This window comes from Paenibacillus sp. 11B, from assembly GCF_030487755.1.
In the GTDB taxonomy this organism is placed as follows: domain Bacteria; phylum Bacillota; class Bacilli; order Paenibacillales; family Paenibacillaceae; genus Paenibacillus; species Paenibacillus vandeheii.
Genome location: NZ_JAUKNS010000002.1, coordinates 251,256 through 273,076, shown reverse-complemented (window position 1 = coordinate 273,076; position 21,821 = coordinate 251,256). Strand labels below are relative to the sequence as shown.

General features: G+C 43.5%; 21 protein-coding genes and 1 riboswitch. Of the genes, 15 read left to right on the top strand and 6 right to left on the bottom strand.

All coding sequences use genetic code 11. From position 1 onward, the window contains the following. Nucleotides 1–45 precede the first annotated feature (45 nt). Nucleotides 46–4,110 carry an S-layer homology domain-containing protein gene (locus Q0V21_RS09760; protein WP_301878664.1) on the top strand — a complete coding sequence of 1,355 codons (4,065 nt, stop codon included), beginning with the start codon at nucleotides 46–48 and terminating at the stop codon, nucleotides 4,108–4,110. Between the two features lie 227 nt (nucleotides 4,111–4,337). Here the strand turns inward: Q0V21_RS09760 and Q0V21_RS09755 are convergent, their stop codons facing one another. Continuing rightward, on the bottom strand, nucleotides 4,338–4,997 hold the full coding sequence (locus tag Q0V21_RS09755; RefSeq protein WP_301878662.1) for a helix-turn-helix transcriptional regulator: 660 nt from the start codon (nucleotides 4,995–4,997) through the stop codon (nucleotides 4,338–4,340). Nucleotides 4,998–5,269: 272 nt separating this feature from the next. Here Q0V21_RS09755 and Q0V21_RS09750 point away from each other — a divergent pair, with 272 nt between their 5' ends. From Q0V21_RS09750 to Q0V21_RS09730, 5 genes are all read left to right on the top strand, one after another. Continuing rightward, entirely contained in the window at nucleotides 5,270–5,608 is a 339-nt protein-coding gene (locus tag Q0V21_RS09750; RefSeq protein ID WP_301878660.1) for a hypothetical protein, read from the top strand. 46 nt (nucleotides 5,609–5,654) lie between these two features. After that, nucleotides 5,655–6,011, top strand: a complete 357-nt coding sequence (locus tag Q0V21_RS09745) for a HesB/IscA family protein (protein ID WP_301878659.1) — start codon at nucleotides 5,655–5,657, stop codon at nucleotides 6,009–6,011. Nucleotides 6,012–6,125: 114 nt separating this feature from the next. Further along, entirely contained in the window at nucleotides 6,126–7,016 is an 891-nt protein-coding gene (murB, locus tag Q0V21_RS09740; protein WP_301878656.1) for a UDP-N-acetylmuramate dehydrogenase, read from the top strand. Between the two features lie 44 nt (nucleotides 7,017–7,060). Beyond that, nucleotides 7,061–7,615: an NADPH-dependent FMN reductase gene (locus Q0V21_RS09735; RefSeq protein ID WP_301878655.1), complete on the top strand. Its 555-nt coding sequence runs from the start codon at nucleotides 7,061–7,063 to the stop codon at nucleotides 7,613–7,615. 200 nt (nucleotides 7,616–7,815) lie between these two features. Beyond that, the gene (locus Q0V21_RS09730; RefSeq protein ID WP_301878654.1) at nucleotides 7,816–9,039 is read left to right on the top strand and encodes an RNA polymerase sigma factor; all 1,224 of its coding nucleotides are present in this window, start codon (nucleotides 7,816–7,818) and stop codon (nucleotides 9,037–9,039) included. Between the two features lie 210 nt (nucleotides 9,040–9,249). On the opposite strand, the gene Q0V21_RS09725 is transcribed toward Q0V21_RS09730, so the two are convergent. Beyond that, nucleotides 9,250–9,645 (bottom strand): cupin domain-containing protein, encoded by a 396-nt coding sequence (locus Q0V21_RS09725; protein WP_079344511.1) that lies wholly within the window; start codon nucleotides 9,643–9,645, stop codon nucleotides 9,250–9,252. Between the two features lie 19 nt (nucleotides 9,646–9,664). Continuing rightward, nucleotides 9,665–9,985, bottom strand: coding sequence for a carboxymuconolactone decarboxylase family protein (locus tag Q0V21_RS09720; protein WP_079344512.1), 321 nt, complete (start codon nucleotides 9,983–9,985; stop codon nucleotides 9,665–9,667). 152 nt (nucleotides 9,986–10,137) lie between these two features. Between Q0V21_RS09720 and Q0V21_RS09715 the strand changes: the two genes are divergently transcribed. From Q0V21_RS09715 to Q0V21_RS09680, 8 genes are all read left to right on the top strand, one after another. Further along, the gene (locus tag Q0V21_RS09715; protein ID WP_301247146.1) at nucleotides 10,138–10,557 is read left to right on the top strand and encodes a MerR family transcriptional regulator; all 420 of its coding nucleotides are present in this window, start codon (nucleotides 10,138–10,140) and stop codon (nucleotides 10,555–10,557) included. 21 nt (nucleotides 10,558–10,578) lie between these two features. Then, the gene (locus tag Q0V21_RS09710; protein ID WP_301878653.1) at nucleotides 10,579–11,493 is read left to right on the top strand and encodes a poly(ethylene terephthalate) hydrolase family protein; all 915 of its coding nucleotides are present in this window, start codon (nucleotides 10,579–10,581) and stop codon (nucleotides 11,491–11,493) included. A 345-nt stretch (nucleotides 11,494–11,838) separates the two neighbouring features. Then, a complete protein-coding gene (locus tag Q0V21_RS09705; RefSeq protein ID WP_301878652.1) occupies nucleotides 11,839–14,307 on the top strand; it encodes a family 43 glycosylhydrolase in 2,469 nt (822 codons plus the stop codon). Nucleotides 14,308–14,490: 183 nt separating this feature from the next. Beyond that, nucleotides 14,491–15,408, top strand: a complete 918-nt coding sequence (locus tag Q0V21_RS09700) for a deoxyribonuclease IV (protein WP_301878650.1) — start codon at nucleotides 14,491–14,493, stop codon at nucleotides 15,406–15,408. Nucleotides 15,409–15,509: 101 nt separating this feature from the next. Continuing rightward, complete coding sequence (locus tag Q0V21_RS09695; RefSeq protein ID WP_079344516.1) at nucleotides 15,510–15,854, top strand: YojF family protein; 345 nt, start codon at nucleotides 15,510–15,512, stop codon at nucleotides 15,852–15,854. A gap of 23 nt (nucleotides 15,855–15,877) precedes the next feature. Beyond that, nucleotides 15,878–16,552: a bacillithiol biosynthesis deacetylase BshB2 gene (gene bshB2 / locus Q0V21_RS09690; protein ID WP_029881110.1), complete on the top strand. Its 675-nt coding sequence runs from the start codon at nucleotides 15,878–15,880 to the stop codon at nucleotides 16,550–16,552. 286 nt (nucleotides 16,553–16,838) lie between these two features. Further along, entirely contained in the window at nucleotides 16,839–17,471 is a 633-nt protein-coding gene (locus tag Q0V21_RS09685; protein WP_301878647.1) for a hypothetical protein, read from the top strand. A gap of 33 nt (nucleotides 17,472–17,504) precedes the next feature. Continuing rightward, nucleotides 17,505–18,209, top strand: coding sequence for a hypothetical protein (locus tag Q0V21_RS09680; RefSeq protein ID WP_301878646.1), 705 nt, complete (start codon nucleotides 17,505–17,507; stop codon nucleotides 18,207–18,209). Nucleotides 18,210–18,293: 84 nt separating this feature from the next. On the opposite strand, the gene Q0V21_RS09675 is transcribed toward Q0V21_RS09680, so the two are convergent. The 3 genes from Q0V21_RS09675 to Q0V21_RS09665 form a co-directional block, all read right to left on the bottom strand. Beyond that, nucleotides 18,294–19,106 carry an undecaprenyl-diphosphate phosphatase gene (locus Q0V21_RS09675; protein WP_301878645.1) on the bottom strand — a complete coding sequence of 271 codons (813 nt, stop codon included), beginning with the start codon at nucleotides 19,104–19,106 and terminating at the stop codon, nucleotides 18,294–18,296. Nucleotides 19,107–19,198: 92 nt separating this feature from the next. After that, on the bottom strand, nucleotides 19,199–19,963 hold the full coding sequence (locus Q0V21_RS09670; RefSeq protein WP_301878643.1) for a DUF817 domain-containing protein: 765 nt from the start codon (nucleotides 19,961–19,963) through the stop codon (nucleotides 19,199–19,201). Nucleotides 19,964–20,132: 169 nt separating this feature from the next. Then, nucleotides 20,133–20,984, bottom strand: a complete 852-nt coding sequence (locus tag Q0V21_RS09665) for a bifunctional 5,10-methylenetetrahydrofolate dehydrogenase/5,10-methenyltetrahydrofolate cyclohydrolase (protein WP_094936611.1) — start codon at nucleotides 20,982–20,984, stop codon at nucleotides 20,133–20,135. A gap of 51 nt (nucleotides 20,985–21,035) precedes the next feature. Further along, nucleotides 21,036–21,116, bottom strand: a riboswitch (ZMP/ZTP riboswitch). Nucleotides 21,117–21,337: 221 nt separating this feature from the next. Between Q0V21_RS09665 and Q0V21_RS09660 the strand changes: the two genes are divergently transcribed. Beyond that, the gene (locus Q0V21_RS09660) at nucleotides 21,338–21,820 is read left to right on the top strand and encodes a MarR family transcriptional regulator (RefSeq protein WP_301878640.1); all 483 of its coding nucleotides are present in this window, start codon (nucleotides 21,338–21,340) and stop codon (nucleotides 21,818–21,820) included. The last annotated feature ends 1 nt before the right edge of the window (nucleotide 21,821 follow it).

Here is a 21,821-nt window from a genome sequence, read left to right as displayed (position 1 = left end):
TGGATTTTGATAATCCAACTAATCTTACATAAAAAGGAGAGAATTATGATCAGTCACCTCTACAAAAAGTGTTTACCCATCCTGTTATCGCTTTCTTTGGTATTCGGATGGTTCGCGGGATTTGGGGGAGCCAATTCAGCCCAAGCCGCATCGTCTTCCGAGCCGGATATTCTGTTACAGCGCAACGTCGAATGGACTTATTTTGATCAGGGTCAGGATTTACTGACAGAATGGCGTACCTACGATGATTTGTCCTCCTGGAAAACGGGACAGGCTCCATTTGGGTATAAGGACAACGGCAATGGCGTGAGCACTTCCTATTTTGGACCTCTCAAAACAGAAGTCAGCTACGGTCTGGACAAAAAATTAAAACCCCGCACTACTTATTTCCGCACAAATCTAAACGTTAACAAAGATCAAATCAACAGCTACGGACAAATTCTCGGTACATTCGGCATTGATGACGGGGCAGTTATCTATGTCAATGGTGTGGAAATTGGCCGATTTGGCATGCCGGAAGGTGAGGTTCAGTACTCTACCAAAGCAGCATCGAGTCAGGACTTGCCTGTGATGTATGAAAATGTTGATCTGACGGAGCCGCTGAAAGCTGAGCTGCAAGATGGAACGAACGTAATTGCGGTCGAAGTTCATCAGCAAAGCGACAGTAGCTCTGACCTGTATTTTGACATGGAGCTTAAAGCATTGGCTAATGCGCCATCGCTGGATATCAGCAAAGTTACGGTTACTTTTTATGGTGATGCGACAAGTGCCAAAGGTTTCACTTGGTATACTCCTCTTGCATCTGCACAGAGCACTGTTCAAGTGGTACCTAACCAGGGAGGTCTTGCAGATTTCAGTCAGGCCCAAAGCTTCAACGGACGTGAATCCGTAGCCTCTAACTCCCCGGGAGAAATGGTGCATAAGGCGGAAGCGACGGGTCTTATGCCAGATACCGCTTATTATTTCCGCGTTGGTGATCAGAGCCTGGACATATGGAGTGAGGTTGGAACGTTCAAAACGGCTCCGGTTGATGGAGACTTTACCTTCATTGACCTGACGGATACGCAAGCAAAGGAAGAAGATGAGGCGATTCTGTCCGGCTCTACACTTGCCAAGGCACTCGCGACTGTTCCGAATGCTGAATTTGTCGTCCATAACGGAGACGTTGTGGAGAATGGCACGTCAGAGCAAGAATGGAACTGGCTGCTTGGTCACTCACAAGACAGTCTGATGAACACGACCATTGCACCATCCGCTGGTAATCATGAGAACAAGAATTATGCGTTCTACGAGCATTTTAACGTGAAGCAGCCAGAGGGTGCCGCAACAGTAACAGGCGCATATTACTCTTATGATTACAGTAAAGCCCACTTTATCGTACTGAACTCCAACGAGAATTCAACCGAGTATGCCAATTTCTCAAACGAGCAAGTCGCATGGATGAAGCAGGATGTTGCGGAGGCGAAAGCCGCAGGAGCCGAGTGGATTATCGTTAACATCCATAAAGGTCCGTACACGACATCGAATCACGCCACAGATAGCGACATTATTGGTGCGAACGGTGAACGAAAAAAAATCGCCCCGCTCATGAACGAACTGGGAATTGATCTGGTCCTCCAGGGACATGACCATATATTTGCTCGCACCAAGCCAATCAAGAGCGATGGCACTGCTGAAGATGTGTCCAAAATAACAGAGACTTTTAATGGTCAGAGTATTGAATACTCGGTCAAACCGGATGGAACCATTTATATGATTCCCGCAACCGCCGGGGCCAAAGTATATTTCAAAAACGTAAAGCCAGAACTGGGTGAAGCATATTTCAGCTTGTTCGAGCGTGCGGAAGAAAACCATGCACGGAAATATGGTGACACTACAAGTTTGGCCAGAGGTCATGTACAGAACTTTGTCTCCTTGACCATTAATGGAGGCAAGCTGTCAGCCATAACATATGAGATTGACCAAAATAAATATAATGCAGAACCATTTATCGTGGATACTTTCGGAATTATCAAGGAATCGGATACGGTACCTGTTCCTGAGAAAGTCAGCAAAGTAACGGTAACGTTCCATGGAGATCCGACCAATAGCAAGGGTTTTACCTGGTATACCTCTGATCAAGTGACAGAGAGCAACCTTCAAGTTGTGGAGAAAACAGCTGCAGCACCTGATTTTACACAAGCCAAATCGGTTCAAGGGCGCTCTGCCCAGCCTGCGAATGCTCCATCGGAGCTGATGCACAAAGCGGAAGTGACCGGACTCAAAGCGAATACGACCTATTATTACCGGGTAGGGGATGCTTCCCGGCAAGTATGGAGCGAGACAGGAACCTTCCGCACGGCACCGGAAAAAGGCAAATTTACCTTCATCGATCTGGCCGATACACAAGCCAAGGAAGAAGATGAAGCCATCCTTTCCTCCGAGACACTGGCTAAAGCGCTCGCCACTGTACCGGATGCACAGTTCGTCGTACACAACGGTGACATCGTGGATAATGGTATCAAAGAGGAACAGTGGAATTGGCTGCTTGGGCATTCGCAGGAAAGCCTGTTGAACACAACCATCGTTCCATCCGCAGGAAACCATGAAGACAAGAATTATGCGTTTATTGATCATTTTAATGTCCAATCACCAGAGAATTCAGCAACGGAGACGGGAGCGTACTACTCATATAATTACAGCAATGCACATTTTGTTGTGCTGAATTCGAATGAGGATTCGGACGAGTATGACAACTTTTCAGTAGAGCAGGTCGAGTGGCTGAAGAAAGATGTCCAGGCTGCCAAGAAAAATGGAGCCCAATGGATTATTGTGAACATTCACAAGGGACCATACACGACCTCAAATCACGCAACGGATTCCGACATCATGGGAGCAAACGGTTTACGTACCAAGATTGCACCGATCATGGCGGAGCTGGGCATTGATTTTGTTCTTCAGGGACATGATCATATCTATGCCCGCACAAAACCGATCGATCAGAATGGAAAAGCACGTCAGCCAGAGATCATCACGGAGATGCAAAATGGAGAGAAAATCGAGTACTCTGTGAATCCGAATGGCTCAATCTATCTGATTCCGGCAACAGCGGGTCCAAAAGTGTATTACAAAAATAAGAGTGAAAGTCTCGCAGAAGCTTACTACAGTCTTTTTGAACGTGCAGAGGAAAATCATGCAGAGAAATATGGCCCGGATCCGAACGACAACCGCCGTCCAATGCGCAGTCAGGTCCAGAATTTTGTGGGCATTACGATTGACGGCAGTAAACTGACAGCTATCACGTATGAAATTGACCAAAATCTGAACGGAGCAGCCCCATTCATTATTGATCAGTTCGGTATCGTGAAGAAAACGGGAACGACAAATCCTGGGACTGATCCATCCAATCCGGGAACATCCAATCCGGGTTCTGGCTCAGGCTCCGGTAACGGATCAGGCAGCGGTAATGGCTCCTCAGGCACCGGCGGCAACACAGGAACCGGTAACGGTTCAAACAACGGTACCGGCAACGGAACTGAGTCTGGCAATGAGCCGGGTACTGGATCAGGCAATAACGGGAACGCAGGGACTACGCCAGCGATAAAAGATACAGCCGGGCACTGGGCAAAATCTGCAATTGATAAAGCCTTGGCGGCTGGATTTGTAAATGGATACGGCGATCAGACTTTCCGTCCAAATCAAAAAGTCACACGCGCCGAGTTCATAACGATGCTGGGTCGTGCCCTGAATATGAATACCGTAAGCGAGAGCATTCACTATACGGATGATAACAAGATTCCTTCATGGGCGAAGTCATATATTACAGCAGCGGCATCTGCTGGCATTATCAATGGTTACGCTAACGGTTCGTTCGGTCCTGGCAAGACGCTGAGCCGTGCGGAGATGGTGACCATGATTGCTCGCGCTGGCGGGATCCCAACGGATTCCAATGCGAAGCTGGATTTCAAAGATGCAAAGGATGTTCCGGCATGGGCAGTATCCCATGTAGCTTCTGCCGTGGAGGCAGGTCTGGTAGGCGGTATTGGTGGCAATCGATTTGCCCCAATGCAGACAGCCACCCGGGGTGAGGCCGTTACGCTTATTATCGGTCTTCTTGAACAAACAAAATAACGCCAAAATAATGCCTCCAAGAAACCAATGTGGAACTTTCCGCATTGGTTTCTTGCTTATTTAGAAGACTTGGAGATTTCTCCAATTCCCATGGATGGTGGAATGGTGCCAACCATTTTCTAGACTTATTTTCCATTCTGAACGTAAAGAACCTTGAGATTCATCTCGGGGTTCTTTTTTGTTATAACGATGCACATTTTTATAGAAGGGGAAAGTCGACAGTCTTGTCACTGCATATTTTCTCTTACGGTATATATACAGTTTCTTCCGCCTGCCATAATATACTCTCCCCGTTCAATATGAACATGATCTCCAAGCACCGTTTTAAATAAATGTAATTCGCTCTTACATAACCCGGTACATACGGCGGCGGCTTCACAGATGGGACAATGCTTCTCTATAAATAAGAGGCTACCATCGCCTTGATCCCTGACCTCAGCCATATAACCTTCATTTGTTCGGATTTCAGCCAGTTTCTCCAGTCTTTCCTTCACGCCAGTTACATCACCGATGTACTGAAGATATTGGTCTTGCATGTTCTTATTTCGAACACTCAGCAGCTTGTCCAGCCCTTCATTTCCAAAAGCTTCTTTCATGGAATTAATCAGACTGACGGATAACTCTGAATATCCACTAGGAAAAAAACGATCAGCCGCGGGGGTTAGTCTCCATAGCTTGGTTGGTCGACCCATGGGACGAGCCTCTTCTTCGAAAGTAACCAATCCTTCTTCTTTCAGTGCATTTAAGTGCTGCCTGATAGCCATTCCAGATAACGCAAATTGGGAGGAGAGTGCCACAACATCCATTCCACCTTGCTGCTTAAGCAGGTTAATGATTGCTTTTCGGGTACTGGTTGAGGCAGCCTTTTTCGTTTGGTCCTGGCTCATGGTGAACCTCCTTTTTAAGCAACAGAATCTGCATGATTTCATACATTTTAAACAAAAATATTGACAAAGTCAAAGGCGAGCTGTAGCTTATACTTTATAAATAAAAATGTTTACTAAGTATCCGGTATCCTATACAAATCATGTATGAATTTAAATTCACGGGGCCGCTCTAGCCGCTCTCATACCCTGTTTGATGGACTGGTGTACTAAAAACATGAATTTAGGAAGAGAAATATCCTGCGATTGCGATCATTTATCCGGAGGTTTTCTGAATGAACCATGTGTTAGTCTTGTCAAACACGCATCACATCGTTAAAAGTTTAAGTTTGTTGATTCGAACCGAGTCCTCCTTGCATGTTCTGGACGCTACGCGTGATGTGATCTGTGACATTAACCATCTTCCGGATAATACTGTGATCATCGTAGATATGAATTTGGAGAATATTGAGCCGTTTATAGAACAATTTTCCGGGAAATATAGGATCGTTTTATATAGCGGATCTCTTGAAATCATGGATATTCCTAACCATCTGCAAGCAGCAGAATATCGATGTTTTAATGCTTATACGAGTCCAGAAGAAATCATTAGAATTTTAATGGGCAGCGTTTGAACAACACCAGTCTAACCCAAAAATACGTTTCAAGGAGGTATAAACGATGATTCAGGTCAGTGAAACAGCATCCGAAAAGATCGTTGAAATTCTGGCAAGTGCGGATAGCCGGAATTCATTTCTTCGAGTAGGGGTGGATGAGGGGGGCTGCAGTGGTCTGTCCTATACCCTTATCGTAGATGAACAGCAAGCAGAAGGGGATATCTTATTAGATAAAGGTGTATTTCGTATATTGGTTCACTCAAATACGGTTCCATATATTGAAGGACTTGAGATTGATTATGAAGAAAGCGGGATGTTAGGGGGATTCACCATGAATAATCCTAATGCAAAAGTGTCATGTGGCTGCGGAGCCAGTTTCAGAATGGCGAATTACCGTGGCGAGGTTAAAAAATGTGATTAAATGATATGATGTTCGGAATAATTCCAAGTAAAATCTCATATTAAACATACAATGAAGGAGTTTTCTGTTCGCCGATTGTGCAATCACGTCTTTTCAACTCAGGGAGAGAATGTCATGAATATTTTTGAGAATCACATACCTTTGGAAAAATTGAAATTGAATGAGCCATTAAAGGACCATACCTATATAAGACTAGGTGGTAAAGCAGACATACTTATTCATCCTACTACGAAAGAAGAAATTATTAACATAGTTAACATTGCAAAAGTACATCAAATACCTCTGACTGTCATTGGCAAAGGATCAAACGTCATTATTAAAGATCAGGGGCTGCGTGGAATCACGCTCTCTCTGAGCCAATTCGATCAAATTGAGGTCTATGGTGACAAGATTGTCGCGCAAAGCGGTTCCAATATTATCGACGTCTCACAGATCGCTTTGGAAAACAGTCTAACGGGTCTGGAGTTTGCATGTGGAATACCAGGGAGCACAGGTGGTGCTTTATATATGAATGCGGGAGCTTATGGCGGTCAGATGGAAGAGGTCGTCGAGCAAGCGCTTGTTGTTACTAAACATGGAGAACTGGTTAACATCGCCCGAGATGATATGCAGCTTGGTTATCGAAACAGTATCTTCCGAACAGATCAATACATCATACTTGAAGTCGAATTTAATCTCAAAAAAGGCAATAAGGATGTTATCTCCAGTGTCATGCAGGATTTAACGTTTAAACGGGAATCCAAACAACCGCTTGAGTACCCTTCTTGCGGAAGTGTTTTCAAACGTCCAGAGGGACATTATGTCGGGAAACTTATTCAAGAATGTAATCTACAAGGTACTCGCATTGGGGGAGCTGAAATTTCGAAGAAACATGCGGGTTTTATCATTAATGCAGATCACGCCACTGCTGAGGATTATTTGGAATTAATTAGATTAATTAAAAAAAGAGTGTACGATCAATTTAATATTGAATTGGAGACGGAAGTCATTATTTTGGGAGAGTAGGCAGGAAATTTAACAGATGACTACGACTTATTGGAGGTTATGTTGTGAAATTAATAGGATTGTCCGGGTCGTTGATTGGATCAAAGACACCAGTGGGTGTGGATACGGTACTCCAATTCGTGAAAAATAATCATCCAGAAATTGAAGTGGAGCTCATAGATTTAAGAGATTATAAAGGGATCGAATTTTGCGATGGCCGCAAATTGGAGGATTATAATGAAGACACCCAGTCGGTGGTTCAAAAATTGATTGATGCTGACTTTTACGTAATCGGCACACCAATATATCAATCCTCTCTGACAGGTGTACTAAAGAATGTATTCGACCTATTGCCTGTGCAGAGCGTTTACAATAAAGTGATGGGTTTTCTAGCAACCGGGGGCACCTATCAGCATTATTTGGTTGTTGAAAATCAATTGAAACCGATTGCAGGCTTTTTCCGCTCCTATGTTGCCCCAAGCTATGTTTATCTGAATAGTGATCATTTTGATGCTGAGAATAACATTAAAGATACTGAAGCACTAAGTCGGCTGGAAAAATTGGCTGAAGAACTGGTCTTCATGCAGACTCAATTAAAAGCGTCTTCCGTCCTGAAATAAGCAAGGACTAAGTTGTACTTCAATAAAAGAACAAAGGTAGCCGTTCAGTGCGAGCGGCTACCTTGTTTATTCTACAACTTCAAAAGTTAGCAGAATTTATACATAAGAGGTGGAGTCCTCAAATTTATTTTTTCTAACGCGTGGCTTTTTCGCTTCCTCCGGTGTCTAATTAAATGTAAATCAAGAGGAGGTTCACCACCATGTCAGGAGCTCATGACACGAAACCTGTTTATCCGGATGAACAGGAAAGCATCACCATCTTTGAGAACACGTATGAACAATATCGTCAAAGAATCAGTAAATACTTCTCACTGAAATTGAATCCGTTGGTTGCAGATGATTTGACCCAACAGGTGTTTTTGAAAGCGGTCGAAAATATTCATAGCTTTAAAGGGTCCTCAAACTTATTCACCTGGATCTTTAAGATTGCTCAGAATACGGTGAAAAACGAATATCGCAGGTTATCTCGACAAAAAGAATCTCCTTATGATTTTACAGATTATGAATCCCAATCCATCTCCCTTGAATTTACGAAACATGTTGATATCCGAATTGATATTGGCTCCGCGTTAAAAAAGCTGGATGAGATTGATCAAGAAATTATTGCATTACGCTTTTTCGTTGACTGCACCTTGCCTGAAATATCCAAGATTGTTGGAAGGCGGGAGAGTGCAGTAAAGAACAGACTATACCGGGCTTTGGAGAAATTAAGAAAAGAACTGAAAGAGTGGGGGGACATTGCCATCATGTCTATTCAAGACCTGATTTCTATTGTAAATAAAGGTGTAAGCCACGAAACGAATGATCGTACGAAGAAAGTGCATCAAGATTTGTTCGATGAACTCAACAGTAGTGTTGAACGAGTGTCTACCAAATACAAACATCGTCCATCACAAAAAGTAGTCATTGAAATTTATCCCGATTTGCCAACGTTCCATCAAGCTGTCGGAGAAACTGATGCCCCCAATTGGTTTATGGGCACATATGAAGGGCGTACTCTGAAAATTGTCTCTCCATTGAACCCTGGACCGGAGCATACGTATCAATCCATTCTGAAAGGCACAGTCCACTTGTTCGCCATGTGGCTAATCAGCGATATTAATCCTGCAGCTCCGAAATGGATCAGACAGGGCATTGGTGGATATGAAGCTAAACAGATGTCCCAAGAATTCATTAAAGGTTCGACGGAAGATAGCATTTGCAACCAGTCGATTCCATCTTTTGATGAATTAAATAACGATACGTGGGATTTTGAAACGATGAAAGGCTTTCAGTTCTCTTATATGATGGTGGAATTTGTGGTTGAGCGATACGGAATAGAGGCATTAAACAAACTGATCCGTAATCCTCAAGATTTCGAAGGGATCTTTCAATGTAGCGAGACTGAGTTGCATGAGGAATGGGTGGAATATATCAAAATATAATTTGAATACCTTTGAAATGTTAAGTCCGGTGATGAACCGGGCTTTTTTCTATATGAGAAATGGTTATTGTAATATTATATAAACATATTTCAGTTCTTGGAGGGAGCTGCAGTTGAACACTACTTCGTCGAGCAAAAATAAATAAAATTACGAGTGTCTTGAAAGAATACAGAACAACGCATCGAATCCATGGACTCGATGCGTTTATTTTTACAACTGATTATACGACTTACCATCGACTGGTTCTAACCAAACCGTTTCTCCGGGTGTAATTGCCAAGTGTACAAACCAACTGTCTTTTGTAGCTCCATGCCAATGTTTTATAGTAGGGGGAATATTAATTACATCCCCGGATTTAAGTAATTGTGCTGGTTTGCCTTCTTCTTGATACCAGCCCTCGCCACCAGTTACAATCAAAACTTGCCCAACTTTATGAGAGTGCCAGTTATTGCGAGCTCCTGGAGCAAAGGTTACACTTCCAATGGGTGCATTAAGTGGAGTCGGGTCAGTAAAGATCATTTGTAAGTATGCATCCCCGATAAAGTTTGCATCAACTTTTTGCCCTAACGGAAAGATGGCGGTCTTCTGTAATTCTTCATTTGTCATAATTGAACCCTGCTTTCTCTTAATGTTTGTAGATTTCTTTTGCGATATTAAATGCTGACCAAGCTTTCGGCCATCCAGCATAAAATGAAAGATGAGTGATAATTTCCGCAATTTCCTCTTTGGTTACTCCGTTTGCTTTTGCTTTTTGAAAATGAGGAGTTAACTGTTCGAAATTCCCGCCAGCAATCAATGCGGATACGGTTATCATGCTGCGATCGCGAGGTGATAATTCCTTCTCTCTGGACCAAACTTCACCAAATAAAACATCATCATTAAGTTCAGCAAATTTCGGTGCAAATTCTCCAAGTAATTCTCGGCCGGCGGTTTGTTTTTCGGGCATAAGCTCTTTACCTCCAATTCATTTCAATGTGCACATGACGAAGTATAGGCCTTAAAGTGAACTTTAAGTCAAGACACTATTTTTAGTTTTGTTCAAACTGTAGAAGTGTATACTAGAGGGAGAAACGAATCTAGGAAACTGAGGTTGATGCTATGACGTATTCCATTGGAGAATTTGCTGAAATTATTGGTATTAATAAAAGCACGCTCAGATATTATGAAATGGAAGGTTTACTTACTCCCCAGCGAGATGGAAATAATCTACGGGAATATACAGATCAAGATATCGGATGGGTTCGGTTTTTACTACATTTGAAAAATTCGGGAATGTCGATGGTAGAGCTAAAACAATATACTGAATGGCGTGCCATGGGTGAGGAGACGATGTATGATAGACTTCATTTGCTTGAACAGCGTAAGGGCAAAGTAGAACAGGAAATTCAAGCATTGCAAGAGAATCTGGATATCTTAAATCGAAAGATTATGTTCTATCACGATCAGATCAATGGGGATAAATATGAATTCGTTCTTTATTCAGAACAGAAGGAAGATGCTAAAGAAGAATCCACCTAACGCATCTTTAAAGGAGATTGTATGCCACAAGTGAAAAAGGTAATCCGAAGCAAGTGGTTTCTATGGATAACAGGTGTTGTCGTTATTTTGATTGCTGCTTTTTGCGTACTATCCTTCATCCTCGTAAATTCGGTATCGGCTACTTTCGAAACCGGAAGTGTTGAAGAGAGATATGCTCTACCCGGTACGTACGAGGTAGATACAATGGAGGTCAAGGACGAACAAGGCGAGAAGCTGTACAGGATTTATTCTCCGCAATCAACGGATGTCTCGCACCCACTCATTGCTTGGGGCAACGGAACGGGAGCTTTGCCTGATAATTATGATGAGTTGTTAAGACACCTGGCCGGTTGGGGATTTATTGTCATCGATACATACAGCCAAACCACGGGCACAGGTAAAGAAATTATGGCTGCCATTGAATATATGCTCAGTGAAAATGAAGCAGCTGTCAGCCCGTTTTACAAGAGGGTTCAGAAGGATCGAATTGCAGCGGCAGGACATTCGCAGGGGTCAACGGGCGTCATTAATGCTCATACGAATTTTGAGAACGGTAATCTCATCAGAACGATTGTATCGATTGCTCTGCCCGACCTGAAATATTGTGATCCAGAGGACGTGTATAATACTTCAGCGCTGAAGGTTCCATTTTTTGTTATGGGAGGGACCCGAGATTTTATCATCTCCCCGTCAGCTTCCAACCAATTGGCCTTACGTAATGCCAACTCGGATCTTCCGGCCTTAATGGCTATGGCTAAAGGCGCTGCACATACAGCGATAGAGCAGGATGGCGGTCAGCATCGAGGTTATTTGACAGCTTGGATGAGATATCAATTAATGGATGATTCGGAGGCAAGGGGTGCTTTTGTTGGCAATAATGCTGAAATAGAAACGAATGATCATTGGAAGGATGTTACCACCGCAAATTTGCAATAGTTATCGTTCACATCATTCGAAGGGGCTGTCCCAAGTCATAAAATGGCTAGGGACTGTCCTTTTTTTGTTTGTATGAACGAGCGAGCTTTAAATTAAAGATAAGCACTTTTTTCCAACAAAATGCCAAATGAATGACAACGAAATGTTATTTCTATTTGTAACGGCTTACTTTATGCTAGATTTTAACACCGACTGAAGAGTCTGAATTTTCTCTGCGCTTACTGCTATGACGGTTAATCGATGGTAGATGAGAACAAGACCTTCAAGACGTAAGAATGCAAACGCATGTTGAGAATTTCGATGTATTTGTAAGCGATAACAAAACACGGACTAGGAGGAAATAACGTGAGAAAGAGTCGATTCATGTTCACGCTGATGGTCATTTTATTAATGGTTTCTTCGGTGCCGATCACAGCCACAGCGTATCAAAATCCACAAACGTTACCGGATGAATGGGGACAATACGGATTGGGAGATCCCTATGTATTGAAATTTAATGGATACTATTATCTGTATGTAAGTACAAGAGATACGGACGATGGTGTCAAAGTATGGAGCTCCAAAGACTTGGTGAATTGGTCGTACCGCGGCTTGGCTGCAACAGATCCCATTACGCATGGAGCTTATGCTCCTGAAGTCGTTTACTGGAACGGAATGTTCTACATGTATACATCTCCTGCCGGAAAGGGGCATTACGTACTGAGCAGCACGAGTCCTACCGGACCTTTCAATGTAGTGACTGGCAATCTTGGAAAGTCGATTGACGGTAATGTGTTCATTGACGATGATGGCTCGTTCAGCTTCTATCATGCCGCGCAAGGCCGCATCGATGCTGCACCGATGAGCAGCCCCACTCAGATCGGAACGAGTGCGTCAACAGGAGTGGGCATGGGAGGCTGGACGGAGGGCTCGACTGTCTTCAAACGGAATGGAAAATACTATATGACCTATACAGGCAACCACGTATTTAGCAAAGGATATCGGGTGGATGTGGCGGTTAGCACCACAGGTCCGAGATCCGGATATGTGACTGATAGCACCAACCCGGTATTAATACGTACGGAAGGCCCAACCGTGGGATTGGGACACAATACCGTAGTAACGGGACCCAATCTGGACACTCACTATATGATGTATCATAATTTGGAAGGTAACGGAATAATTGGACCACTGCGGCATCTGAACATGGACCGAATTGTATGGAACAACGATAAGATGATCGTGCTTGGTCCAACTTCAACGGATCAACCCAATCCGGAAATGCCTGTTTTCTACGACTACTTCGATCGTTCTGCCATCGGGAGCAATTGGAACAACGTGAACGGTGGTAATTGGGGCATCTTCAATCAGGAGCTCATGTGGCAAAATTCATTGGGCAGCTCAACTTGGTACAAACAAGTGACTGCTTCAACCAGCGCGTCCGATTATACGGCAGAATTTAACATGAAGGAAATGAATCGGGGAACTTCCACCAATCCGAGATATGGCGCTACATTCTCCTATACGGATGAGAACAATTATGGTGTTGCACTGATCAGTTCAAAGAACAAGAGACTGGAAACATTTTTCCGGGTTAACGGAGTGGATCAGGCTTGGCAAACATTCAATTTGCCCGCGGACTTCAATTATTCGAAATGGCATAACATACGCATAGAGAAGTCGGGATCTACGTTTAAATACTATGTAGACGGCATGTTCAAAGCAATGCGTTCCGCCAATGTAGGAGCAGGCAAAATCGGTGTTCTAACAGAGGATACGCATGCGGATTTCGGCTACACTGCCTTTAATAACGATGTGAATGGAAGCAGTGCATGGAACGCTTCCAAGCCGATTCCGGGCACGATCGAGGCTGTTCATTATATGAAAGGTGGCGAAGGTGTCGCTTATCACGATACAACGCCTGCTAATCTTGGTGGGGCTTATCGGACCGATGCCGGTGATATTCGTCTAAATAGTGAAGCACTGTTCAACTTAGGCTGGAACCAGACCGGAGAATGGTATAAATACAAAGTGAACGTAGAGACAAGTGGATATTATGATATTGATTTTCGCATGGCTACCGCGCTGGACGGGGCTCAAATTCGGCTGTGGGATGGTGCGACCGACTTGACAGGTATCGTCAATGTACCTAATACGGGTGACTGGGAGAACTGGAGAAACATATCCAAGAAAAAGGTCTATTTAAATGCAGGGCAGCGGGAATTAAAGGTTGAATTCGTAACAGGTGAGGCCGATTTCTCAAGAATGACGTTTCATAAAAATGTCGATGTGACCAGCGTAAGCGATAATTTTAACGACGGGGGCGATAATGGATGGACCCGGTTTGAAGGAACCTGGGCGGTAGAGAACGGTGAATACAGTGCAGCGAGCACTGGGCCTGCCAAATCTACAATCGGGGATTCGCAATGGGCAGATTATACGGTGGAGTCCGATATCAAGATGATCGATACAGGGGGTGACGGGGGCTTGCTCGTCCGAGTATCCAATGCATCCCACGGTACGGAGCGAGGCCAGAACAATTATGATGCTTTACAAGGATATTACGCCTATCTGACTACAAGCGGAGTCAGTCTGGGCAAGATGAATTATAATTGGGCGCTGCTCAAGAGCAATGCGCAATCGTATTCAACCAATACCTGGTATCATATGAAAGTTGTCGTTAAGGGCACCAACATCAAGGTGTTTGTCGACGATATGGTCAATCCGAAGATCGACTATACCGACAACAGCTTGAATCCGTTCACACATGGCAAAATCGGTGTCAGAACCGCAAATAAGCACACGCATTTCGATAACGTATCCGTTTCTCCTTGAGAAAGCAGCATGAAAATCAAGAATGAAACAGTTGTTACGAGAATTGAGGTGTATAAAAGAGTCGCCAATCGGCGGCTTTTTTGCCTTCCTCAGATCTCCTTCACCACCGCCATTTCCCAATAGCCAATTCATCAGATTTCACTGATAATGAAATGATGGAATCCAAAGAGGAAGTGGTTGGTAATGAAAAAGTGTGATCTGCTCATTGGATCTCATGTATCCTTTGGCGGGAAAGAGATGCTTCTGCAGGCGAGTAAGGAAGCCGCTTCTTATGGTGCATCTACTTTTCTGATGTACACCGGGGCACCGCAGAATTCGAAACGAAAACCTATTTTGCAATATAATATAGAAGCAGGCCATATGCACATGAAGCAGCAGGGCATTTCCAACATTGTTGTGCATGCTCCGTTCCTGATAAATTTGGCTAATAGCTACAAACGAGAGGTATTTGATTTTAGCGTACAATTCCTGCGGGATGAGATTGAGAGAACGGCTTCGCTTGGATCAAATCAGCTTGTTCTTCATCCCGGTGCCCATGTTAACGCTGGGGTAGACATCGGCATTCGGCAAATTATCCAGGGATTAAACGAAGTATTACAGGACGACAATTACCCTGAGGTCCAGATTTCGTTGGAGACGATGGCCGGAAAAGGGACAGAATGCGGAACAAGCTTTGAAGAACTGGCACAGATTGTCGATGGTGTACAACGGAATGAACGACTCTCCATATGTCTGGATACTTGTCATGTTCATGATGCAGGATACGACATTGTTCATCATTTTGACGGGGTACTGGAGCAGTTTGATAAGGTTATTGGCCTTGAGCGATTGAAAGTACTGCACATCAATGATTCCAAAAATGTGCGGGGATCGAGGAAAGATCGCCATGAGAACATCGGGCACGGGCATATCGGGCTTCAAGCTTTGGATTATATCGTGCATCACCCCCAGCTCGTGTCACTTCCAAAACTGCTTGAGACGCCGTCGATTGGCAAAATAAAATATAAGAATGCTCCTTATCGACATGAGATCGCCCTGTTAAGAAGAGAATGCTCCGAACCTGTGCAAAAAGAAGAGGACTCTTTAGAAAGCAGTAAGTAGAGAGTCCTAAAAACAATCGCTTAATCATTCCATGTTTATTCTCATAGGACATATGTTAAAATGGATGGAGCACGTTACTTTTTACTAAAAAGGAGGCCGCCATGCAGCCAATAGAGCCTCAAGACATCCAATCCCGGATCAATCAACTTCTGGATCAGGACCTATATTTACACCTCGAACTCACGTCAGGTGCTTACGCAAGTCACTTCGATAGCACCAGGCACCCGGGGTCGGCATTCATTTCCAATGCGGTCATACGATATACGCAAGGATCGATCTCCGGCACGGGGCCATATCGCGTAGGCTTAAAGACTACTCACGGCTGGATATACGCTGAGGGACTTACACACATTGACGAGCTGGAACAAGAACGACTCATTCTGGCTGGTCACGATAGTCAAGGAAAGCTGGTTGTAGCCTTACAACTTAGTCGGGAATTGTTCTGATGAAAGCGGAGGATCAAATAAGCATGAATAACAAACAGATTGAACATCAACGCATTTTAGTTGTGTTTCCCCATCCTGACGATGAAGCGTTCACTGCTTCGGGAACGTTGGCGAAATACATAAAAGGCGGAGCTCAAGTCACTTATGCTTGCCTGACTCTAGGGGAGATGGGACGTAATATGGGCATCCCTCCATTTGCCAACCGTGTCACCTTGCCAATAATTCGTAAGGATGAACTCATAGAGTCCTCCAACGCAATTGGCATTCAAGATTTAAGGATGCTCGGTTTTCACGATAAAATGATCGAGTTTGAAGACCCTGAACTGCTAGATGGCCATATCTTGGCGCTGATCAAAGAGCTTAATCCGTCACTGGTCATTACTTTCTATCCGGGGTATAGTGTGCATCCCGATCATGATGCAACCGGAGCTGCGGTTACGCGAACGATTGGTCGACTGCCCGCAGAAGAGAGACCTATTGTATACTGCTGTGCATTCTCCAACAATCATGAGGAGAGCATCGGGAAAGCGGATGTGATTGAAGATGTGAGCGGATTCCTTGCCGAGAAAATGGCGTCGATTCGAGCTCACCGTTCGCAATTCCAGGCGCCGGAACTTGTCGGCAAGCGGGAATTGGATGATGAACAAATCCGGAATCGATTTGGAAGAGAAGCATTCTGGACCTATAAATTCAATTAATTATTTTACTACAGTTTGCCAACATCTAATTTGCTTAAAAGTCGCCATTATGGCGACTTTTTTTGTTATAAGCAGGTCTTGTTCTCCCAATAGAGTCTTTTCCAAGTGGTGAATGGAGAAGGAGGGGAGAGTCATATCATGAGAACAGGGAGATGTTTGCAATATTTTATAAGTAAGTTCAAGGGATTTACAGTATGTGTATAAATCTATAAAGTATAAATACGGGTTTCCAGCCGCTTCCATGGGTAATAAAGTATTAACAATTAACTTGGAAGGAGTACTACAAATGAATGAATTTCGTTCTGTTTATATGAAGATCCCGATGTTTGTCATGTTACTTGCACTTACAGCTTGCTCTGGGGAAACAGAGCCGTCGGCAAACCCTGAACCATCCGCTGTAACCAATGAGTCGGTTTCAACTCCCACGACAGAAAATGAGGTAACCTCTGAAACGCCACGACCGGAGACAGAACGTTTTGATTTGATGACAGGGGAGGGCAATACATCACAAACGGCAACGTTGTATCAAGGAGAAGGTTTTTCACTGTACGTGTTCGAGAAATTTTCTTTTGACGCTGCCAAAGGCCGCTTGTCGCTGACAAGCAATCCGGACTACTATGTGGATATTGAACCACTGCCCTCTGATTATGATCTGAGTAAACTTGAGACAACAGGGCGAGAGGATTTGGAAAAAGCGGGCAAGGTGTCTGATTATAGTGGCGAATTGATCGAGCATCCGCTTGGTTTCGCTGAGCTTTATCTTCAAGCCTCGGGTGAAAACGGGATAAACGATTATATGGTCTGGAAATCTGAAAAAGGTGATGCTTTTTTATTCCGTCTTCACAATCCAAAAGGCGAAGAAGCCTCCGATTTCGCTGGTCCAGTGCTTGTTTCCTTATCTACTGTTCAGGGAGAATAGTAATTAGCGTTATCTGAAGGAGTGGACGTAGTAATGCAAACAATGCGAAGCAAACGAAGCAAACGACGAATTACAGTGATAGCTATCTTACTTTTCCTCATATTGTGCATCGCATTTATTTATGTTAATGACAAGGCTGGTGGATTGTCCGATTGGCGCATGTCCAAGGCAATGGGAATGAGTGAAGCCATGCATATTCCTATAGGAAAAACTCCTGAAGAAGCGATTGAGAGGTTTAGAGGTCATTATGATTCATTACAGATCATTCATCAAGAACCGGTAGACGGGGGAATGGTTTTGTTTAAACAAAAAACGAGTCAGGCAAATAGCAGCAATCTTCAGGTGGAGTATGCGAGGAAAATAGTATTCGGCTGGAAGTGGGGGTGGGGTGGCGGATATTCCATTGGTGAATCATCTCAATTCACGTCAGCGCTGGATTATATGAGCATACCTGAATTAAGTCATATATCGAAACCTTTTCCTATGCTGTTCGGACATATATTAGACCCCTCTATTAAGCGTGTTGCCGTCGAGTTCAAAGAAAATGAGAAACCAGTGGCTACCGAAGCTAAGCTGGTGGAGGTGGGCCCTGACAGCACAATCTGGTTTATATTCCTGCCCTCGTCTGCAACTATTCCGTATGAAATCAAGGGATTCAACGACAGAGGAGAGCTTGTAATCCATAAACAAATTGAAGATCCGAATGATATGGGTTCCATGGTTCTTGGAGAGAGTTAAGAAATGAACGTGTGGAGGACAATACAAAGGGAACAACCTCTTGATTAGAGGTTGTTCCCTTTTACGTTAAATGGATCTCCTGTTTTACAAAAAAATAAGTAAAAGAATTCCGACTGCGAAGCAATAGTATGAAAAATAAATCAGGTTCCCTCTAGCCATAATTCCCATAAACCATCTCATTGAGAAGTAGGTAACGATAAGCGTAGTGATGAACGCTAAAATGTAAGGTATAGCTAGCTGTGTACGCTGCGGATCGGTTACGATGTCAGATGCACCTAATATTACCCCGCCGATGCTAATTGGAATATAGAGCATAAAGGAAAATTTCAAAGCCGTTTCCTGTTTCATCCCGACAGCGATCGATGCAATGACTGTTGCACCAGAGCGGCTTATCCCCGGAATAAGAGCCACGGCCTGAGCCAGACCTACCAGTACTGCGTCTTTCACCGACAAATCGCCATCTCTTTTCCGCCCGCGAAGGTTTCGAATGAGCCACAGAGCAACCCCGGTGATCAGTAAACTAATCGCAACCGTATAAACAGAAGTGAAAATTTCTTCGATTTTATCCTTGAATAGCACAGCTCCGATCGCAGCAGGGAGAGTACCAATGATTATGTATAGACAAAACATGAAATCTGCTCTGTACGCTGCATTGCGAGAGATTAGGAATCGCCAGCCTCCGACAATAAGTTTTTTGATATCTTCCCGAAAGATAAACATAATGGCAATCAGTGAGGCCGTGTTTGTCAAAATTTCAAAGGATAATCCATTCTGCTTCATGCCAAGCAATCGTTGAGCAATAATTAAATGTCCACTTGAAGAAACCGGAATAGGCTCAGTAGCCCCTTGTACGATACCTAATAATACATATTTCAACCACAAAATAACGTCTTCCATTGTATCCTCCTACTCATATTTTCTTCATTTACCAACTCAGCATTCCATACAATCATAACGGTTATCTTTCAGAACTTGCAAATGTATAGAACCTACTTTCGATTGGCTTTGACATATTTAAGCTGGGCAACAATGATGACACTAATGATAACCAAAAGGAACCACGAACTGATCTTGCTAAAACTAACCAGCTGCCAGGAGTCGTGTTGGTCAGGATATTTCCAGCCATTAAAAAAGGTAGCTATATTTTCAGCCGTCCAGATGAAGAAACCTACGATGATGAAAGCGAGTGTAAGCGGCATGCGATAGGTCGTTAATCGTACCCGATAGATAATCCACGTTTTTCGAAAAACAATAAATACAAGAGCGGTCAACCACCAACGAAAATCGGGAATAAAATGATGTGTGAAAAAGTTGATATAGACGGCTCCACCTAACAGAACCGAAGATGTGAACCCGGGCCATCCAGTCATGTCCATACGCAATCTGCGCCATATTTGACACATAAAGCTTGCTACACTTGCATACATAAATCCACTATAAAGGGGAACACCAAAGAGCTTGGTATATCCAGGCTCAGGGTATGACCAGGATCCCATCCACACTTTATACATCTCCAGCACCAAACCAATCACGTGAAATATACATATGACTTTGATTTCATCACGTGTTTCCAATCCGCTCCGGTACATAAGGTATTGCACTGCTAATAAAATCAGCAGAATGGCATCATAGCGATAAAGAAAGGGGATCTGAATTACGCTAGAGAGGGCCAACGTTCCAAAGATCGCCACAGGAAAAATGCAACTCATCGCTTGATGATAACCAAAATGCAGCAGCTGTACTAAAGGTTTCAAGTTATGTTTATCTCCTTCCCCATGCCTTGTTCATAATAATATAGATATGAACCGTTTGTAAAAAGAGAAAAAAAGATATATATATGTTCTTATTTTCAATTATAGCCGTATTCAAAGACAAACAAGGCCCCTCGTCAATCGGAGGAACCTTGTTTTTTGGGCTATTTCATTATGCATTTTCAGATAGCTTATAGGCAGATTTAATCGTATGTTCGATGAGCGTTGCGATTGTTACAGGTCCAACGCCGCCCGGTACAGGTGTAATAGCCGAAGAAGGAACAAAGCAAGCTTCATAGTCCACATCTCCGACATTCCCTTTGTTATAACCTGCGTCAATAACGACAGCACCCGGTTTAATCCAGTCTCCTTTGACAAACAGGGGTTTACCCACGGCTGCAATGACGATATCACCAAGCTTCACGATCTCTTCCAGATTCACAGTTTTAGAGTGGCAGGTTGTCACCGTTGCATTCCGGTTTAGCAGCATGGCTGAGACCGGCTTGCCCAGAATTGGACTTCTTCCGATGACCACCGCGTGTTTGCCCTCAATTTGAATATTGTAGAAATCCAGAATACGCATGATAGCCTGTGGTGTACAGGAAGGGAATTCGGCTTCTCCAAAAGCATTAAGTGCAAAACCGAGGGTCGTTACACCATCAACGTCTTTTTCGATACGAATGGCGTCAAAAGCTGCTCTTTCATCAATATGATTCGGGACAGGGTGCTGAAGCAAAATACCGTGTACGGAAGGGTCATCATTTAGTTTGTTAATTTCTTGAATCAATTCATCCGTGGTGGTATCCGCAGAAAGAACGACCTTAATGGAATGCACGCCTAAGCGAGCACAAGCATTTCCTTTCATACGCACATAGGTCGCTGAGGAAGGATCATCTCCGACGAGAATTGTAGCGAGACAAGGCTGAATGCCTTTTTCCTTAAGGATGCCAACCTTTGTGGCCATGTCTTCCTTCATAAAATCTGCTACCGTTTGTCCATTCAAGATCAGTGTGTCTGTACTCATTTTCACATCGCCCTTTCAACATAAAAAAGAGGCAAGGAAATAAATATTCCTTACCTCTGCCCAGGCGTACGGCTTATTACAAACCATATGCTCCCTCACGGTTCACCGTGTTCGCCAGTCACATATGGTCGTTTGAATTGTTTAAATTTATAGTACTTGAAAAAGAAGAAATGTTCAATAGGTAATGGATCTCTCTAACATTCCAAATTTCCATAGCCAGAGAATATAGTTGATAACCGTTATCAATCATGATATATTGTTAACAAGTAAACTATTTAAGATTTAATTAGTGAATAATATAGATTATTTAAGGTTTTTTTATTGTTTACAAGTAAATAAGGGGCGATTGCAGAATGGATTCAAAAGATCGAACAAAACAGTTACTGTATGACCAATTTATCCGGTTTTTACATGTATATGAGAATCACAAGGATACGGAAATCGAACATTTTCTAAGTATCGCCCAGCGGGAAAGCATCGAGAAAATCCCCCAGCATTTGACTGCAGTTCATATGATAGATTGCATTGGCAGGCATGAGCCCATTAACAATACGGGCATTGCCGAGGCGATGAATTTGTCCAAAGCAAGTATTACCAAGATCGGCAACAAACTGCTGGAGGAAGGATTCGTCAAACGTACGAAAATGAATGACAACAAGAAGGAAAGCTATTTCCGGTTGTCCCCACAAGGAAAGAAGATTTTTGAATTGCATGAACGTCTGCATGTACTTGAGGCTGAACGGTTCTATCGTTCTTTGGACAAATATTCGGAACCAGAGCTGAAAATAATACATCAATTTCTTCAAGACAGCAGCATGGATATGGAATCCAGATAAA

What these genes read in the sequence shown, in the direction of transcription:
- Q0V21_RS09760 (WP_301878664.1), top strand. Translation starts at nt 46, where the DNA reads ATGATCAGTCACCTCTACAAAAAGTGTTTACCCATCCTGTTATCGCTT.
- Q0V21_RS09755 (WP_301878662.1), bottom strand. Translation starts at nt 4,997, where the DNA reads ATGAGCCAGGACCAAACGAAAAAGGCTGCCTCAACCAGTACCCGAAAA.
- Q0V21_RS09750 (WP_301878660.1), top strand. Translation starts at nt 5,270, where the DNA reads ATGAACCATGTGTTAGTCTTGTCAAACACGCATCACATCGTTAAAAGT.
- Q0V21_RS09745 (WP_301878659.1), top strand. Translation starts at nt 5,655, where the DNA reads ATGATTCAGGTCAGTGAAACAGCATCCGAAAAGATCGTTGAAATTCTG.
- murB (WP_301878656.1), top strand. Translation starts at nt 6,126, where the DNA reads ATGAATATTTTTGAGAATCACATACCTTTGGAAAAATTGAAATTGAAT.
- Q0V21_RS09730 (WP_301878654.1), top strand. Translation starts at nt 7,816, where the DNA reads ATGTCAGGAGCTCATGACACGAAACCTGTTTATCCGGATGAACAGGAA.
- Q0V21_RS09725 (WP_079344511.1), bottom strand. Translation starts at nt 9,645, where the DNA reads ATGACAAATGAAGAATTACAGAAGACCGCCATCTTTCCGTTAGGGCAA.
- Q0V21_RS09720 (WP_079344512.1), bottom strand. Translation starts at nt 9,985, where the DNA reads ATGCCCGAAAAACAAACCGCCGGCCGAGAATTACTTGGAGAATTTGCA.
- Q0V21_RS09715 (WP_301247146.1), top strand. Translation starts at nt 10,138, where the DNA reads ATGACGTATTCCATTGGAGAATTTGCTGAAATTATTGGTATTAATAAA.
- Q0V21_RS09710 (WP_301878653.1), top strand. Translation starts at nt 10,579, where the DNA reads ATGCCACAAGTGAAAAAGGTAATCCGAAGCAAGTGGTTTCTATGGATA.
- Q0V21_RS09700 (WP_301878650.1), top strand. Translation starts at nt 14,491, where the DNA reads ATGAAAAAGTGTGATCTGCTCATTGGATCTCATGTATCCTTTGGCGGG.
- Q0V21_RS09695 (WP_079344516.1), top strand. Translation starts at nt 15,510, where the DNA reads ATGCAGCCAATAGAGCCTCAAGACATCCAATCCCGGATCAATCAACTT.
- bshB2 (WP_029881110.1), top strand. Translation starts at nt 15,878, where the DNA reads ATGAATAACAAACAGATTGAACATCAACGCATTTTAGTTGTGTTTCCC.
- Q0V21_RS09685 (WP_301878647.1), top strand. Translation starts at nt 16,839, where the DNA reads ATGAATGAATTTCGTTCTGTTTATATGAAGATCCCGATGTTTGTCATG.
- Q0V21_RS09680 (WP_301878646.1), top strand. Translation starts at nt 17,505, where the DNA reads ATGCAAACAATGCGAAGCAAACGAAGCAAACGACGAATTACAGTGATA.
- Q0V21_RS09675 (WP_301878645.1), bottom strand. Translation starts at nt 19,106, where the DNA reads ATGGAAGACGTTATTTTGTGGTTGAAATATGTATTATTAGGTATCGTA.
- Q0V21_RS09665 (WP_094936611.1), bottom strand. Translation starts at nt 20,984, where the DNA reads ATGAGTACAGACACACTGATCTTGAATGGACAAACGGTAGCAGATTTT.
- Q0V21_RS09660 (WP_301878640.1), top strand. Translation starts at nt 21,338, where the DNA reads ATGGATTCAAAAGATCGAACAAAACAGTTACTGTATGACCAATTTATC.